The 14,899-nt window shown below is 55.5% G+C and carries 12 protein-coding genes and 1 tRNA gene; 2 read left to right on the forward strand and 11 right to left on the reverse strand.

Features of this window, described 5'->3' with window-relative positions:
- The first annotated feature begins 1 nt into the window (after nucleotide 1).
- Complete coding sequence (locus OGX84_RS06250) at nucleotides 2-640, forward strand: helix-turn-helix domain-containing protein (protein WP_012135796.1); 639 nt, start codon at nucleotides 2-4, stop codon at nucleotides 638-640.
- Nucleotides 641-684: 44 nt separating this feature from the next.
- Here OGX84_RS06250 and OGX84_RS06255 read toward each other — a convergent pair whose 3' ends face one another.
- From OGX84_RS06255 to OGX84_RS06265, 3 genes are all read right to left on the reverse strand, one after another.
- Nucleotides 685-1,587 (reverse strand): carboxylate/amino acid/amine transporter, encoded by a 903-nt coding sequence (locus OGX84_RS06255; protein ID WP_024131066.1) that lies wholly within the window; start codon nucleotides 1,585-1,587, stop codon nucleotides 685-687.
- Nucleotides 1,588-1,680: 93 nt separating this feature from the next.
- Nucleotides 1,681-2,769, reverse strand: a complete 1,089-nt coding sequence (locus OGX84_RS06260; protein ID WP_012135794.1) for an AAA family ATPase — start codon at nucleotides 2,767-2,769, stop codon at nucleotides 1,681-1,683.
- A 127-nt stretch (nucleotides 2,770-2,896) separates the two neighbouring features.
- The gene (locus OGX84_RS06265; protein ID WP_071259159.1) at nucleotides 2,897-3,904 is read right to left on the reverse strand and encodes a zinc-binding alcohol dehydrogenase family protein; all 1,008 of its coding nucleotides are present in this window, start codon (nucleotides 3,902-3,904) and stop codon (nucleotides 2,897-2,899) included.
- A 111-nt stretch (nucleotides 3,905-4,015) separates the two neighbouring features.
- On the opposite strand from OGX84_RS06265, the gene OGX84_RS06270 reads away from it, so the two are divergent.
- Nucleotides 4,016-4,924 (forward strand): LysR family transcriptional regulator, encoded by a 909-nt coding sequence (locus tag OGX84_RS06270; RefSeq protein WP_112001396.1) that lies wholly within the window; start codon nucleotides 4,016-4,018, stop codon nucleotides 4,922-4,924.
- Nucleotides 4,925-5,207: 283 nt separating this feature from the next.
- On the opposite strand, the gene OGX84_RS06275 is transcribed toward OGX84_RS06270, so the two are convergent.
- The 8 genes from OGX84_RS06275 to gmk all read right to left on the reverse strand — a co-directional run bounded on the left by OGX84_RS06275 (nucleotide 5,208) and on the right by gmk (nucleotide 14,741).
- Nucleotides 5,208-5,302, reverse strand: a tRNA-Sec gene (locus OGX84_RS06275).
- 249 nt (nucleotides 5,303-5,551) lie between these two features.
- The gene (locus OGX84_RS06280) at nucleotides 5,552-7,261 is read right to left on the reverse strand and encodes an AsmA family protein (RefSeq protein ID WP_112001397.1); all 1,710 of its coding nucleotides are present in this window, start codon (nucleotides 7,259-7,261) and stop codon (nucleotides 5,552-5,554) included.
- A gap of 121 nt (nucleotides 7,262-7,382) precedes the next feature.
- A complete protein-coding gene (xanP, locus tag OGX84_RS06285; protein ID WP_024131065.1) occupies nucleotides 7,383-8,774 on the reverse strand; it encodes a xanthine/proton symporter XanP in 1,392 nt (463 codons plus the stop codon).
- A 103-nt stretch (nucleotides 8,775-8,877) separates the two neighbouring features.
- Nucleotides 8,878-10,959: an ATP-dependent DNA helicase RecG gene (gene recG, locus OGX84_RS06290; RefSeq protein ID WP_286457577.1), complete on the reverse strand. Its 2,082-nt coding sequence runs from the start codon at nucleotides 10,957-10,959 to the stop codon at nucleotides 8,878-8,880.
- Nucleotides 10,960-10,963: 4 nt separating this feature from the next.
- Complete coding sequence (gene trmH, locus OGX84_RS06295) at nucleotides 10,964-11,653, reverse strand: tRNA (guanosine(18)-2'-O)-methyltransferase TrmH (protein ID WP_049011031.1); 690 nt, start codon at nucleotides 11,651-11,653, stop codon at nucleotides 10,964-10,966.
- Between the two features lie 4 nt (nucleotides 11,654-11,657).
- Nucleotides 11,658-13,769, reverse strand: a complete 2,112-nt coding sequence (gene spoT / locus OGX84_RS06300; RefSeq protein WP_047460231.1) for a bifunctional GTP diphosphokinase/guanosine-3',5'-bis pyrophosphate 3'-pyrophosphohydrolase — start codon at nucleotides 13,767-13,769, stop codon at nucleotides 11,658-11,660.
- Nucleotides 13,770-13,787: 18 nt separating this feature from the next.
- Nucleotides 13,788-14,063 carry a DNA-directed RNA polymerase subunit omega gene (gene rpoZ / locus OGX84_RS06305; RefSeq protein ID WP_000135058.1) on the reverse strand — a complete coding sequence of 92 codons (276 nt, stop codon included), beginning with the start codon at nucleotides 14,061-14,063 and terminating at the stop codon, nucleotides 13,788-13,790.
- A 54-nt stretch (nucleotides 14,064-14,117) separates the two neighbouring features.
- A complete protein-coding gene (gene gmk / locus OGX84_RS06310) occupies nucleotides 14,118-14,741 on the reverse strand; it encodes a guanylate kinase (RefSeq protein ID WP_112001398.1) in 624 nt (207 codons plus the stop codon).
- Between the last annotated feature and the right edge of the window lie 158 nt (nucleotides 14,742-14,899).

The following is a 14,899-nucleotide window of genomic DNA, read 5'->3' on the forward strand; positions in this document are numbered from 1 at the left end:
TATGCTTAATTTTAACCCTTCATCCTTACGTTTTAAATTTATTTACCTGACGAAAAATATTTATGATGGTATTGCCATTCATACACTTTTTGAAGATGCCCTGCATGAATCAGGATTGAAAATGGGGCTTAATGAAGATATACCCTTTCACCTGATCGATAAGTACAGTAATTTTATTCCGTTTTCATTGCGGTTTGATGCGACGTATAAACAACGCAGTCGCACGCTCGAACACGATATTACCCTCTCGGCAAAAGGGGAAGAGATAAAGCGAATGCGTTTTAATCATATACTCTTTTTTGTCGATATGTATAACCCTGACCATACCTCTTTTCTTTCGGTTGCCGGACTGCATGGCCTTACGGCGGTCAGGGAGCGCATGGATGCTTTCATGGTGCATTGTAATGCGGTGATTAATGGTAATAGAAAATGCCGTTCAAGTAGTTTCTTGTTCACGCTGCGTGAGCAGCAAATTGTGTTTCATCTCTTACAAGGCATGTCGGTTAAAGAAATCGCACTGGAATTAAATGTGAGCGATAAACTGGTTTATCGGGAGCGCTGGGCGCTGACGCGTAAGCTTATCGACCAGAAAAATTGCAGATTATACAAAAGGCTAATAAACATTAACGCGACATTATAAGCGATAAAAGAGTGGACCAGATTATTGGAGTCCACTCTTTTGCCTTATGCCGCCCGGGCGCGACGGCGGGAATCCATTGAAATCAGCACCACCGACGAGAGGATCAGCAATGTACCAAGCCAGTCCGGCAGGGTGAAGCTGATGCCCAGCAACAGCAGCGATAACAACGCGCTGCTTAGCGGTTCCGCGCAGCTCAGAATGCTCGCTTTCGGCCCGCCAATCATTTGCGCCCCTTTCAGATACAGGCTGAAAGTCAGCGATGTGCCGATGACCACCAGATAGAAAAACGCCAGAATCAGGCTGCCGCTGACCACAAAATCCGTTCCCTGCCCGGCATAGAAGGGCAGCAATATCACGCCGCCGATCAACATGCTCCAGCCAACGACAGGAAGCGTGCCGTAACGCGCGATCAGCGTAGAGGGCCAGGTCGTATAAAACGCTGCGGCAAACGCGGAGGCAATCCCCCAGAATAGCGCGGCAGGCGAGATAGACAGCGATGTCGGATTACCGTGTGTTACCAGCAAAAAGGTGCCAATAAGAGAGGTGAGAATGGCCGTCAGCACCAGAATGCCGGGGCGCGCTTTCCGTACCAGCGAGAACCACGCCACGATAATCGTCGGCGATAAAAATTGCAGCACCGTTGCGGTGGCGGCATTGGATTTCTCAATGGTGAGCAGGAAGGTGAGCTGTACGGTAAGCGCCCCCATGATGGAAAAGAACAGCAGGCTTAGGGCGTCCTGGCGGTTTTTGAAAATGGAGAATACTTTGTCGCCGTGAACAAACGAGAGCATCAGCAGAATCAACCCGGCGAATATCAGACGCGTCATGGTCAGAAACTGCGACGACATCTGGCTTTGTTCCATAATGTACTGCGCGCAAACTCCTGAACTTCCCCATAATACGGCGGCAATCAGGACGTTCAGCATCCCTCTTCTGGTGGACCCCATTTTTTCCTCAACATGGTGTTTTGTCTTTTTTATGTGCAGGCATCATAGCAGAGATGGCGGCACAAACGAGACGGGCGTTAGCATCGCCCACTTTTACGACAGTCGGGTAAGCTGTGTTTCACCGTCCTCCATCGCCAGTTGATACAGCGAAAACGCGGCATGTTTCTCGATCAGATTGGCCAGTTCAGGCGAATGACTGGTGAGCCAGATTTGCGAATGGCGGCTGGCTTCGGCGATCAGTTGGGCGAGGGCGGGCAACATCTGCGGATGCAGGCTGTTTTCCGGTTCGTTGAGCGCGATAAAAGCTGGCGGTCGCGGGCTTAACAGCGCTACGGCCAGGCACAGGAAACGTAGCGTGCCATCCGAGAACTCCGCAGGTTCCAGCGGACGGGTCAACCCTTCGCGTTTCATCATCAGGCGAAAGCGGCCGCCGCTGTTATCGCTGTAGAACACGCAACCGGGAAATGCCCGATCGAGAATCCGCATCAGCAGCAGTTCATCGCCAATCTCGACGATTGTCTGGAACGCTGCCGCCAGGTTTGCTCCGTCGCTGGCCAGAACCGGTGAGCGGAATCCCACCTGCGGAACACGAATCGCAGAACCAGACGAGACTGAAAACTCATGATAAAAGCGCCAGTTGCGCAGCATTTCTCGCATCTGCGATACCTCCGGGTAGAGGTGTGGCTCTCCCAACTGGCCGAATACCGACTCGTTCTCATACAGCGTGCCGCTGTGGGTGACTTTCTCGTGATGGATATTATTGAGGAATACGACCTGGTTTTTACGTTTCATCAACTGTGAGGAGGGGCGGCGAGCGTGCCCGCTCAACCAGACAGACTCCTCTTTGATGACCGGGTCGAGATCGAACTGCGACGGGTAGGGGAGCTTCTCGACAAACCCTACCTGTAACTCGTATTCATAGGTTTCTGTTTCTACCGCCAGAGTCATGCGCCGCAACTGGTCGCTGCGCGTTTTCCCGGCCCAGAATACCTTCAGAATACCGCCTTCGTTCGCCAGCGCCTGTGAGAACTGCCCCTGCGCCGCACTGTGCATCAGGTGAATCGCCTTATAGATATTCGACTTTCCGGTGCCGTTAGGGCCGAAGACGATATTGAGCTGTTCCAGTTCCAGAGACTGATGGCGAATCGAGCGGTAGTTTTCGATGTGCAGCGTTTTGATCATGGGCGTTAGCGGTAGAGGGGCGATGCGGCAAGCATAGCGATTTCGTCCCGGAAGAGACAACCCGTTCATATAGTTTTACGCGGCGCATAAAAAAGCAGGGGCGACTTTCTCGCCCCTGGGGGGCTTATCAGAAGCCTTCCAGCACAATCTTGCCGACGGAGCGGCCCGTTTCAAGCTGTGCGTGCGCTTTCTGAATATTTGCCGCGTTGATGGCTCCGTAATGCTCGCCCAGCGTGGTGTGAATCACCTTAGCATCAATGAGCTGCGCCACGCGGGTCAGTAGCTGATGCTGGGCGATCATGTCGTCGGTTTCAAACATTGAGCGGGTAAACATAAACTCCCAGTGCAGCGAAATACTCTTTGTTTTCAGCGGTCGTGCGTCGAGCGTTGCTGGATCGTCTATCAGCGCCAGCTTACCCTGCGGCGCCAGGGCTTCGATGAGCTGCGGGTAATGCTTATCAGTGTGGGTCAGGCTGGCGACGTGCGTCACCGCGTTGATGCCGATCCGCGCCAGCTCTTCCGTCAGCGGTTTGCTATGGTCGATGACATGATGCGCACCGGCTTCGCGTACCCATTTCTGGCTTTCCGGGCGCGACGCGGTGCCGATCACCGTCAGTCGGGTGAGTTTGCGGGCCAGCTGCGTCAGGATGGAGCCCACGCCGCCTGCGGCGCCGACAATCAGCAACGTATCTCCTTCGTTGCCGCCTTCTTCAACGCCGAGGCGGTCAAACAACATTTCCCATGCGGTGATCGAGGTCAGCGGCAGCGCTGCGGCGGCGGCATTATCCAGCGTTTTGGGTTTCAACGCGACGATGCGCTCATCAACAAGCTGGAACTCGCTGTTGCTTCCCGGACGGCCCAACGCGCCGGCATACCAGACTTCATCCCCCGGTGCGAACAATGTCACCGCCTCGCCGACTGATTTCACTACGCCTGTGGCATCCCAGCCCAGCACGCGCGGGGTCTCTGCGTTAAAACCCGCGCGTACTTTGGTATCGACCGGGTTAACGGAGATGGCTTTCACCTCAACCAGCAGGTCATGTCCGGCGGCGACCGGAACAGGGAGGTCAATGTCCTGTAAAAACTCAATATTGCTGCCTTCTGGCGCGGCGCGGGTAATTGCGATGGCTTTCATAATGTCTCCGGTGTGGGAACAGGTTTATCGTTTGTATAATTCGATGGTAAACCGCCAGCAGAACGGGAAAAATAGCCTCACGACGACAGGACTTATATTCGGGGAGTGAAAATGTTCCGGCTTGAAGATCTCACGTTGTTTGTTCGCGCGGCGGCGCTAAACAGTTTTAGCGATGCGGCGCGGGAAGCCGGGGTACAGCCTGCCCAGGTCAGTTCCGCCATCAAACGGCTGGAGTCTACGTTAAACATTCGCCTGTTCGCACGCTCGACCCGCAGCTTACGGCTGACGCCGGAAGGCGAGGTCTGGTTGCCTTACGCCAGACAGATGCTTGAGGTGATGCACGCCGGGCTGCAAAAAATTCAGACGCCGGAAGATGAGATCTCCGGTACGCTGCAAATCGCCGTGCCCTCCGATCTTGGGCGCAATTTACTGCTCCCGGTATTCCAGTCGTTTCGCCGTCGCCACCCTGCGTTGCGCCTGCGGGTGTTTTTCTCCGATCAGGTTGCCGATGTATTTAAAGATCCGGTTGATGTCGCGTTCCGTTACGGCAATACGGAAGATGCTTCTTACATCGCGCTGCCCGTCTCCCCCGATAACCGGCGTGTGCTGGTGGCCTCGCCGGACTGGGTCGCGCAACACGGCGATCCACGTCATCCCGATGATTTAGCGAATCTGAATGCGTTAACGTTCGTGTTGCGCGGACGCCTGCATGACCGCTGGACGTTCATCCGCAACGGTGACGTCAGCAGCGTACAGGTCAACGGCACCATGATGAGCGACGATGCTGAAGTTATCCGGCGGCTGGCTATCGCCGGAGAGGGGATGGCGTATAAAGCCTGGCTTGATGTCTCTGAAGATGTGCGTGACGGGCGATTGCAGCGCCTGATGCCAGATTATCAGGGAGAGAAAGTCCCGCTGAACATGATCTGCCCGCACCGCAAACAGCTTTCGACGGCAGTCCGCCTGCTGCACGAAGCGGTAAAAGCGCGCTGCGAAAGACTGGAACTCCCCCCGATGTGAGGCGATACGCGTTGCCGTTTGTAGTGTGTAGGCCGGATAAGCGTAAGCGCCATCCGGCGCACAATATAACGAGGGGAATCAGCGCGCTCTTAATCCCTTTTAACTGCGGTTGTGCTTCTTTTAGTTCACCAGGCAATGTTTTCTCCCGTTCGCTCCAGGCCGTCAGGACGATACAGCTATGATCGATTTCTTGATAGTGGGCGAGGGCATTTAAAGATCAGGTCGCAATGAAGGAATGAATTTGGGGAATTGGCTTAAGACCCAGGGGAAGAGTGAGGAACTTTGGCGGAAGATCACAGGAGTCGAACCTGCCCGGGACCGCTGGCGGCCCCAACTGGATTTGAAGTCCAGCCGCCTCACCGGAGACGACGATCTTCCGCGCCCACATTGCTACATGGAGGCGGGGCGCATTATAGCTACTTTCTCAAGGTTTCCACATCCCCCCACTCACTTTTTTCATCAGCCTTTCGCCTTACTATGATCGGTTTCATATAAATCTTCACAAAATCCATGAGTTACCTGTTTTCATATCTTTTGGGAATTATGAGTTCATATAGCGTCCATGCGACGTTTCGTGAGAAAACCTGTCACAGGCCCGGTAAGCGTAGCGCCACCGGGCAAAACACACTATTGCGCAGGCTGTGGTTGCGTGACTTCCGCTCCTGACACAACGCCTGCCCGCATTGTTTGCGTCACCTGCTGTTTATCGGCGTTTACCGCGTGCAACTGGCCGTTTACCGTTGGCTTCAGTGGGGCGTCCGCCTGGATATTACCGCTGGCGGTAAGCTGGATGTTGCCGTCGCCGGAAATGGGCAGCGCAGGCCATCCCCATTGCTGCAAGACGTTCATTGGCACGCCGCGTCCGTTCAGGCTGACTTTTGTCTGGCGCTGGGGGAGTTGTGAAACGCTGGCCGTGGCTTCTAACAGCCCCTTCTCCGTAAATGCGCTCAGCTCGTTGATGTTAACTGTGCTGCTGTTTGCCGCCAGCGCCAGGGAGGGGCGACGCACGTCCACTCGGTTAAACGTCGCGGCTGCCGCGTTAAGCGTTGCGTTCCCACTCCATACGCCCCATTGATGGTTCTGCACTAGTCCCAGATTTGCGCCATAACCATCCAGCGCGGTGAGCTGCCACGGGAAAGCCGGGTCGATATCAATCACCAGGTTGCGACTGGCGCTGAATTTTTTCAGCGTCAGGCTGTTTAACCAGCCAGGCAGAGGTTTCATCCACTGCTGCTTCCAGTTTTCCGGCAGCGTGTATTCCAGCCCGGCAATGGCGGCATCGTCGAGGATTAGCGCTTTGCCGTTACGCAGCCAGTTGCCGGATGTTCTGACCATACCGCCTTCCCAGCGGGTCGTGAACTGGCGTAGCGCAATGCCCTGCGGTGAGAATTCGGCATTCAGAATGGGATCGAAGAAATGCAGCGAACCGTAGATGAACTCGCTGGCATTCATCGACAGTTTGCCTTCTTGCGTCTGCCAGTCATCTTTGCTGAACGTCAGGTTGCGCAAACTGAGATCGAGGTCGGTTACTGCCCAGTCCGGGCCTTGCAGGCGGGCATCGGTCACTTCAAGACGGCCAATTTGCAGAGACGGGATAGCGGTGAGCGGGGCAAAAAAGTCGGTCAGCGATTTATCGCTTTGCAGCCGGATGTCGTTCAGACGCAGATTTTCCACCACCCAGCTGCCGTCCGCGTTGCGTCGCGCCACGCCGGTTAAGGCGCCGCGCGCAATGTCTGCGCCAATGTTGCTTAAGATTACCTGTTCCTTATCAATGCTGCCTTCAATCAGCACGTTGGTCGCGGGAACATCATTCAGCGTGAGTGAACCGGCGCTGAGCTGGATCTGTGCCTTATTCCCCAATACCTTGCCCGCTTCGGGACGCCAGGGAACCACGCCGCCGTTAACGCGCTGAGCGCTCAGGTTCCACTCACCGCCCGGGCTGTTAAGCGCCATGTTCTGTAATTGCAGGCGGTCAGCCTGAACAGGAAGCGGTGCGGTTTGCGGGGAGATATTGAGCGTGCCGTCCTGCAACAGGATGGCGTCGACGTGCAGGGGATCGGTTATCTGGCGACTGCTCAGGCCGATATCCACCGTTTTCGCGACTAACGTGGCGGGCTGGCCATCCCGGCCAAACGTGACGTTCTCAAGCAAAACGTGGGACGGTGCGGAAAAGCGGTGATCCATGACATCAAATGTCAGGCTGTACCCGCTGTTCTCTGATATCCAGGCGCTTACATGCTCCGCGCCCCAGCGGGTTTGCAGCAGAAAATAGAGGCCGAGGATCACCACCAAAAGGGCAATCAATATGTAGAGAATCAGCTTTCCAATAAATTTCATGGTCTTCCATCCCGCGAAGTGCACACATCTGAGTTATGCACGATTTACGCGCAATCCTCAAGGCGGGAATGGTGAAAGAGCGTTACAGCGGCGATGATTGTCGATCATCGCCGCATTTCGCTTACGGCTTCTCTGGCGGGAAAATCAGGTTCAGAACGATAGCGGTGATGCCCCCAGCGGCAATGCCGGAGGAGAGCAGGTTTTTCACCCAGTCTGGCGCAAATTGCAGGATCAGCGGCTGCTGAGAAACGCCCAGGCCGACAGCCAGCGACAGCGCGATAATCAGGATAGCGCGGCGGTTCAGCGGTTCACGAGAGACGATACGCACGCCGGAAGCGGCGATGGTGCCGAACATCACCAGCGTGGCGCCGCCGAGCACTGGTTCAGGAATGTGCTGCACAAAGCCGCTTACTGCCGGGAACAGGCCGAGCAGGATCAGCATCAGCGCTACCACAAAGCCGACATAACGGCTGGCCACACCGGTCAACTGAATCACGCCGTTATTCTGCCCGAAACAGGAGTTGGGGAAGGTATTGAACACGGCGGAAACAAAGGAATTCAGGCCGTTAGCCAGCACGCCGCCTTTCAGACGCTTCATATACAGCGGCCCGGAGACCGGCTGCTCGGAGACATCGGAGGTGGCGGTGATATCGCCGATGGTCTCCAGTGAGGTGATCATAAAGACCAGCATCAGCGGCAGCAGCAGGTTCCAGTCAATGCCCAGACCGTAGTACAGCGGCGTGGGCACCATGATTAAGTCTTGTGTTGCCGGTGTGGTGTTTTCCGGCAGCATCCCCATAAACCAGGCCAGCAGATAGCCTGCCGCCATCGCGATCACCAGCGAGGCCACGCGTAGGTAGGGGTTGCGCTGGCGGTTAAGCAGGATGATCAGCGCCAGTACGACGCCTGCCAGCATCAGGTTTTTGGGCGCGCCAAAGGTGTTGTCGCTCATTGCGGCATAGCCGCCGCCAATGGATGTTAAACCCACCTGGATCAGCGACAGACCGATAATCATCACCACCACGCCGGAGACCAGCGGTGTGATAATGCGGCGCGCCAGATGCAGTATGCGGGAGAGAACCATCTCAGTGCAGCTTGCCAGCATCAGCGTGCCGAATAGCGCCGCCATCATGGTGGGGACGTCCGCTCCGCCGGTTTTCAGCGCGGTGCCGCCCATAATCAGCGGGGCGACAAAGTTAAAACTGGTGCCCTGAATAGATAACAACCCTGAACCGACCGGACCCCATGCTTTGATTTGAATAATTGAGGCCACACCGGAGGCGAACAGCGACATACTGATAATGTGTTGAGTATCTTGTGCCGGTAAACCGAGCGCCTGGCAGATTAACAGCGCTGGCGTGATGACCGCGACGAACATTGCCAGCAGGTGCTGACAGGCGGCAAACAGGGTTTGAGGGAGCGGCGGGCGATCTTCAAGACGGTAAATCAGTTCGCTGTTTTGCGTCTGCGCAACCGGTTGCGCATTTGCCGACTCGACGGTGTTAACAGACATCAGAGGCAATCCCATGGTGGAAAAGCGGTGATTTTATCTGACCAGATGGTAAAAGCAAACGATTGCATTTATAAATTTTACAAACGGTCTCGGGCAGGGGTTATCAGGCGTTGGAATAACGCTCGGTTTCGGGCATCCAGCGTTCAATCAGGGCGGTTGCCTGTTGCGGATAATGTTCGTGAATGTGACGGGCAATGCGTTGAACATCCGGGATAATGGCCTGATCGCGCAGCAAATCCGCCACTTTGAACTCGGCGTTACCCGTCTGACGCGTGCCCAGCAGTTCACCGGGGCCGCGAATCTCTAAATCCTTTTGCGCAATCACAAAGCCGTCGTTGCTGTCCCGTAAGACCTGAAGGCGCTTCTGCGCGGTTTTCGAGAGCGGTGATTTGTAGAGCAGTACGCAATGGGAGGCCACCGCGCCACGGCCCACGCGTCCACGCAACTGGTGTAATTGCGCCAGACCTAACCGTTCCGGGTTTTCGATAATCATCAGGCTGGCGTTGGGGACATCCACCCCGACTTCAATCACCGTTGTCGCGACCAGCAGGTGCAGCTCACCTTGCTTAAAGGCCGCCATCACCGCCTGCTTCTCTGCGGGTTTCATCCGCCCATGAACCAGACCAATCTTCAACTCCGGTAAGGCGAGCCTGAGCTCTTCCCATGTCGCTTCCGCAGCCTGGGCTTCTAACAAATCTGACTCTTCAATCAACGTACAGACCCAGTATGCCTGGCGGCCTTCCTGGGTACAGGCATTGCGGACGCGATCGATAATATCGCTACGACGGGTGTCCGGGATGGCAACGGTAGTGACAGGTGTGCGACCCGGCGGTAGCTCATCAATCACGGAGGTATCGAGATCGGCATAGGCGGTCATTGCCAGGGTGCGGGGGATCGGCGTTGCGGTCATGATTAACTGATGCGGGTGGAACCCCTGCTGCTGACCTTTTTCCCACAGCGCCAGACGTTGATGGACGCCGAAGCGGTGCTGTTCATCGATAATCACCAGCGCCAGCCCGTTAAATTGTACCTGCTCCTGGAAAATCGCGTGGGTGCCGACCACCATCTGTACCTGCCCGCTGGCGATGGCTTCCTGCTGCGCCAGGCGCGCTTTCCCCTTCTGTTTACCTGCCAGCCAACCCACTTCAATACCAAGCGGTGCAAACCAGTTGCGGAAGTTACTGGCATGCTGCTCGGCCAGCAGTTCTGTCGGCGCCATCAACGCCACCTGTTTGCCGTGCGCAATGGCGCGTAGCGCAGCCAGCGCGGCGACCAGCGTTTTACCGGAACCGACGTCGCCCTGCACCAGACGCATCATTGGCACATCGAGCGCCATGTCACGTTCGATCTCCGCCACCACGCGCGCCTGCGCACCCGTTGGTTTGAACGGCAATGCGGCCAGCAGCTGATTCTTCAGTGAATCGTTCGCGCTAAGCGGCTGGGCGTGAAAACGCTGCGCGCCGGCACGCAGCGCCAGCATGCTCAGGTTATGCGCCAGTAGTTCTTCCAGAATCAGGCGTCGCTGCGCCGGATGCTGCCCGGTTTCCAGATCGCTAAGCTGTAACGACGGTGGTGGGCGATGCAGCGTGCGCAAGGCTTCCGGCAGGCTCATCATTCCTTGCGCAAGTTCAGGCGGCAGAAGCTCGGCAATGGCGCAGGTATCAAGCAGGTCCAGCGCCTGGTCGGTGAGCTTACGCAGCGTGGCTTGCTTAATGCCTTCGGTGGTCGGATAAACGGGCGTGAGCGTTTCCTGAAGCTCCGGCGTACTGAGATCGCCCTGCACGCGGTATTCAGGGTGAATCATCTCCGCGCCGTACTTCCCGCGTTTGGCTTCACCATAGGTCAGTACGCGCCGCCCGGTCGCCAGGCTGTTTTTCATTGCCGCGCTGAAGTTGAAAAAGCGCATGGTGAGAATGCCGGAGCCGTCGCTAATCTGACAGGTCATCATCCTGCGACTGCCGAAGGTGATATTGCAGTTCAGCACTTCGCCTTCAACAGTGGCGTAAATGCCCGGCAGCAGTTCGCCAATCGGGTAAAGATGGGTGCGATCTTCATAACGCAGGGGAAGGTGTAACAGGAGGTCCTGCACGGTGTGCAGGCCAATTTTCGCCAGTTTGCTGCTTTGCGCCGCGCCAACGCCGGTCAAGGAATTGAGCGGGATGGCATCCAGCAAACGGCCTTTCATGTGATTACCCTGCCGCCTGCATCGTGGACCACCAGGCGGCGTCGGCCTCGATCTCACCCTGCATGTTTACATGAGGGTAGGGTAGACCTTTGCGCTTGGCGACTTTCGCCAGCACCGGATAGCCGCCCTCAAACAGCAGGCGCTGCTGTTCGTCTTCCGGCAGCATGCTGTTTTCACGCAGGTACATGCCTGCGTTCTGCCGCTGGCGCTGCGCTTCGTAGAGAATCAGAGCGGAAGCGACGGAAACGTTAAGTGACTGCACCATGCCGATCATCGGGATGATGATGTCCTGATCCGCCAGGTCTAAGGCTTCCTGGGTGATGCCGGTTTTCTCCTGCCCCATCAGGATGCAGGTTGGGCGCGTGTAATCGATTTCGCGGAAATCAACCGCTTTATCAGAGAGATGAGTCGCCAGAACCTGCATGCCCCGGCCCTTCAAGTGGCTGACTGCATCGCCGATGGTACGGTGGGTTTTCACCTGTACCCAGCTATTGCTGCCCGCTGCCGCCGACGCCATGGTGCGCATACGGCTGCCCGGCCAGACGGCGTGAACTTCGTGTACGCCTACTGCGTCGGCGGTGCGAATGATCGCCGAGACATTATGAGGTTTGTGGACCTGCTCCATGCAGACCGTCAGATCAGGCTGACGCCTGGCGAGCATCTCGCAGATACGCGCATAACGCTGTAAGTTCATAAAACTAGTTTCGGTTACGGGTGACTTTTATCACGTCCGGCATTACGCGGATTTTGCGCATGATATTCGCCAGATGCACGCGATCGCGCGCGGTGAGGCGAATAAAGGCGCTATAGACGCGACCATCCTTTTCTTCCGTATTCAGACTCTGAATATTGGAGGTCGTCGTGTTGATTGCCGCCGTCAGGTTGGCCAGCGCCCCCTGGTGATTAAACATATCCACCTTAATTTCGGTGATGAACTCCTGCTCCGTCTCTTTGTCCCATTCCACAGCCATAAACTTCTCTGGCTCTTTCTGGTAACCACGGATGTTGCGGCAGGATTCATGGTGGATCACTAACCCTTTACCTGGGCTGACGTGCGCAATGATCGGGTCGCCTGGAATCGGGCGGCAGCACTTCGCAAAGGTGATCAGCACGCCATCCGCGCCTTTAATCGGCAAATGCCCATGATTGGACTGCGTTGTGGCAGGTACGGCGGCTTCGCCTTGCTGAAGATTTTTCGCCACCACCACGCTCATCGCATTGCCCAGACCAATTTCCGCCAGCAGATCGTCCAGCGTTGCGAGCTTCATACGCTCCAGTTCGCGCTGGATGTTCTCCTGCGGGATTTCAGCCAGTTTACGGCTGCCGCCGAGGGCATGGTTGAGCAGACGGCGCCCCAGGCTGACGGAATCATCACGCTTGAGGTTCTTCAGCAACTGGCGAATTTTGGCGCGAGCTTTTGAGCTGACGACAAAGTTAAGCCATGCCGCATTCGGGCGTGCGCCAGGGGCGGTAATAATTTCGACGGTCTGACCGCTGGTGAGCGGCTGTGACAGCGGGTATGGCTGCCTGTCGACGCGCGCGCCTACGCAGGCATGACCGATATCGGTATGTACGGCATAGGCGAAGTCGACCGGCGTGGCACCGGCAGGCAGCTCAACAATGCGCCCTTCCGGTGTGAAAACGTAAATCTCATCCGGGAAGAGATCGGATTTAACGCTCTCGATAAATTCAAACGAGCTACCGGCGCTCTGTTGCAGCTCCAGCAGGCTTTGCATCCAGCGCTGGGCGCGGATTTGCGCGGTGGTGCTGGTTTCACCGTGCTCTTTATAAGCCCAGTGCGCCGCAACCCCCATTTCCGCCATCTGGTCCATGTCTTCGGTACGGATCTGTACCTCAACCGGAACGCCGTGCGGGCCGATCATCGAAGTGTGTAAAGACTGATAGCCGTTCGCTTTTGGAATGGCGATATAGTCTTTTACGCGCCCCGGACGCGGCTTATACAGGCTGTGCATCTGGCCGAGTACGCGATAGCAGGTATCGGAATCATGCACGATCACGCGAAAGGCGTAGATGTCCATGATGGAGTGAAAACGCTGCTCTTTGAGCACCATTTTGCAGTAGATAGAGTACAAATGCTTTTCACGCCCGCTCACGCGACACGGAATGCCTGCTTCCTGCAAACGCCCTTCGATCTCAGAGAGGATTTTTTGAATCATCTCTTTGCGGTTGCCGCGAGCGGCTTTTACCACTTCTTTAATCACGCGATAGCGGTTTGGGTACAGCGCTTCAAAACCCAGCTCTTCCAGCTCGGTTTTAATGTGATGAATACCTAAACGGTGCGCCAGCGGACTGTAGATCTCAAGGGTTTCACGGGCGATGCGGCGACGTTTATCCGGGCGTAATGAGCCCAGCGTGCGCATGTTGTGAGTGCGGTCGGCAAGTTTGATGAGAATGACGCGGATATCCTGCACCATCGCCATAATCATCTTGCGAAAGTTTTCAGCCTGCGCTTCTTTCTTATCGCGGAACTTAAGCTTATCAAGCTTGGATACCCCTTCTACCAGCTCTGCAACGCTTTTACCAAAAAGCTGTTCCATGTCCTGGTAGGTCGCAGGAGTATCTTCAATCACGTCATGCAGCAGCGCAGCCATCAGCGTTTCATAGTCGAGTTTCATCTCGGCCAGAATACAGGCTACCGCAACCGGGTGCGTGATATAGGGTTCACCGCTTGAACGTGTCTGACCCTCGTGAGCGTCACGTGCAACGAGATACGCCTGCTGAAGACGTTTTATCTGGTCTTCAGGCAGGTAGTTTTGAATCAGTTGATTCAGGCTTTCAAACAGATACAAGGGCGACCCGCTTTGTGATTAACGACGGCCTTCAGCAATAGCGGTAACGGCTTGTAATTCAGCGGCTTCCTGTTCTTGCTGTTCCTGGCGCTCACGGACGTCGAGGATCTGGTTGTTGATCAGACCTTCTTCGATTTCGCGCAGCGCGATTACGGTAGTTTTATCGTTTTCTTCCGGTACAAGCGGATCCTTGCCGCCTACCTGCATCTGACGAGCGCGACGCGCGGCGACCAGTACCAGGTCAAAACGGTTACCAATTTTCTCTACAGCGTCCTGAACAGTTACGCGTGCCATATTTAAAATGCTCCACAGGTGAAGAAATGACTGGGCATAATACTGAAAGTGGGTTCAGTCTGCCAACAGTTTGCTGATTAAAGCGTCATGACGCTGCTTTTGGCGGCTCATGCGCAGACGTTCGGCGCGAATAATGGTTTTCAGATCGCCCAGGGCGGTGTCGAAATCATCATTCACAATAAGGTAATCATATTCGGCGTAATGGCTCATTTCTGCAACAGCTTGCGCCATACGTTTTGCGATTACTTCTTCGCTATCCTGACCGCGCCCGCGAAGGCGGCGGTCCAGCTCAATTTTGGACGGCGGTAAAATAAAGATACTGCGCGCTTGCGGCATCTTCTCACGAATTTGCTGTGCGCCCTGCCAGTCGATATCCAGAAAAACATCCACACCCGTTGCCAGCACTTGCTCAATGGTTTCACTCGATGTGCCGTAATAGTTACCAAACACTTCAGCGTGCTCCAGAAACGCATCTCTGCCAATCATGGTTTTGAACTCATGATGATCGACAAAGAAATAATGCTCGCCATGCACTTCACCCGGACGCGGTGCGCGCGTGGTGTGTGAAACAGAAACCTGGGTGTCATACAACGGTTGGGTTTTTAACAACGCCTGAATCAGGCTGGATTTACCCGCGCCACTGGGGGCAGAAACAATATAAAGCGTGCCTTGAGCCATGAGTATCTTATGTATGTGATTATCGAAAGAGAGCCTACATACGAGCTTATTATACACGTCGCCGCTATGTGACGTAGCCTTTGTCACACTTTTTGCGTCAGTTTATTGCGTTTTGCGTACCTGTTTCCTGATTTACCGTGTAGTTACTGCAATCAATG

This window comes from Citrobacter sp. CK202, assembly GCF_030333225.1.
GTDB classification, from domain to species: domain Bacteria; phylum Pseudomonadota; class Gammaproteobacteria; order Enterobacterales; family Enterobacteriaceae; genus Citrobacter_B; species Citrobacter_B koseri.

What these genes read in the sequence shown, in the direction of transcription:
- OGX84_RS06270 (WP_112001396.1), top strand. Translation starts at nt 4,016, where the DNA reads ATGTTCCGGCTTGAAGATCTCACGTTGTTTGTTCGCGCGGCGGCGCTA.
- OGX84_RS06250 (WP_012135796.1), top strand. Translation starts at nt 2, where the DNA reads ATGCTTAATTTTAACCCTTCATCCTTACGTTTTAAATTTATTTACCTG.
- OGX84_RS06280 (WP_112001397.1), bottom strand. Translation starts at nt 7,261, where the DNA reads ATGAAATTTATTGGAAAGCTGATTCTCTACATATTGATTGCCCTTTTG.
- OGX84_RS06265 (WP_071259159.1), bottom strand. Translation starts at nt 3,904, where the DNA reads ATGAAAGCCATCGCAATTACCCGCGCCGCGCCAGAAGGCAGCAATATT.
- recG (WP_286457577.1), bottom strand. Translation starts at nt 10,959, where the DNA reads ATGAAAGGCCGTTTGCTGGATGCCATCCCGCTCAATTCCTTGACCGGC.
- rpoZ (WP_000135058.1), bottom strand. Translation starts at nt 14,063, where the DNA reads ATGGCACGCGTAACTGTTCAGGACGCTGTAGAGAAAATTGGTAACCGT.
- xanP (WP_024131065.1), bottom strand. Translation starts at nt 8,774, where the DNA reads ATGTCTGTTAACACCGTCGAGTCGGCAAATGCGCAACCGGTTGCGCAG.
- gmk (WP_112001398.1), bottom strand. Translation starts at nt 14,741, where the DNA reads ATGGCTCAAGGCACGCTTTATATTGTTTCTGCCCCCAGTGGCGCGGGT.
- OGX84_RS06255 (WP_024131066.1), bottom strand. Translation starts at nt 1,587, where the DNA reads ATGGGGTCCACCAGAAGAGGGATGCTGAACGTCCTGATTGCCGCCGTA.
- OGX84_RS06260 (WP_012135794.1), bottom strand. Translation starts at nt 2,769, where the DNA reads ATGATCAAAACGCTGCACATCGAAAACTACCGCTCGATTCGCCATCAG.
- trmH (WP_049011031.1), bottom strand. Translation starts at nt 11,653, where the DNA reads ATGAACTTACAGCGTTATGCGCGTATCTGCGAGATGCTCGCCAGGCGT.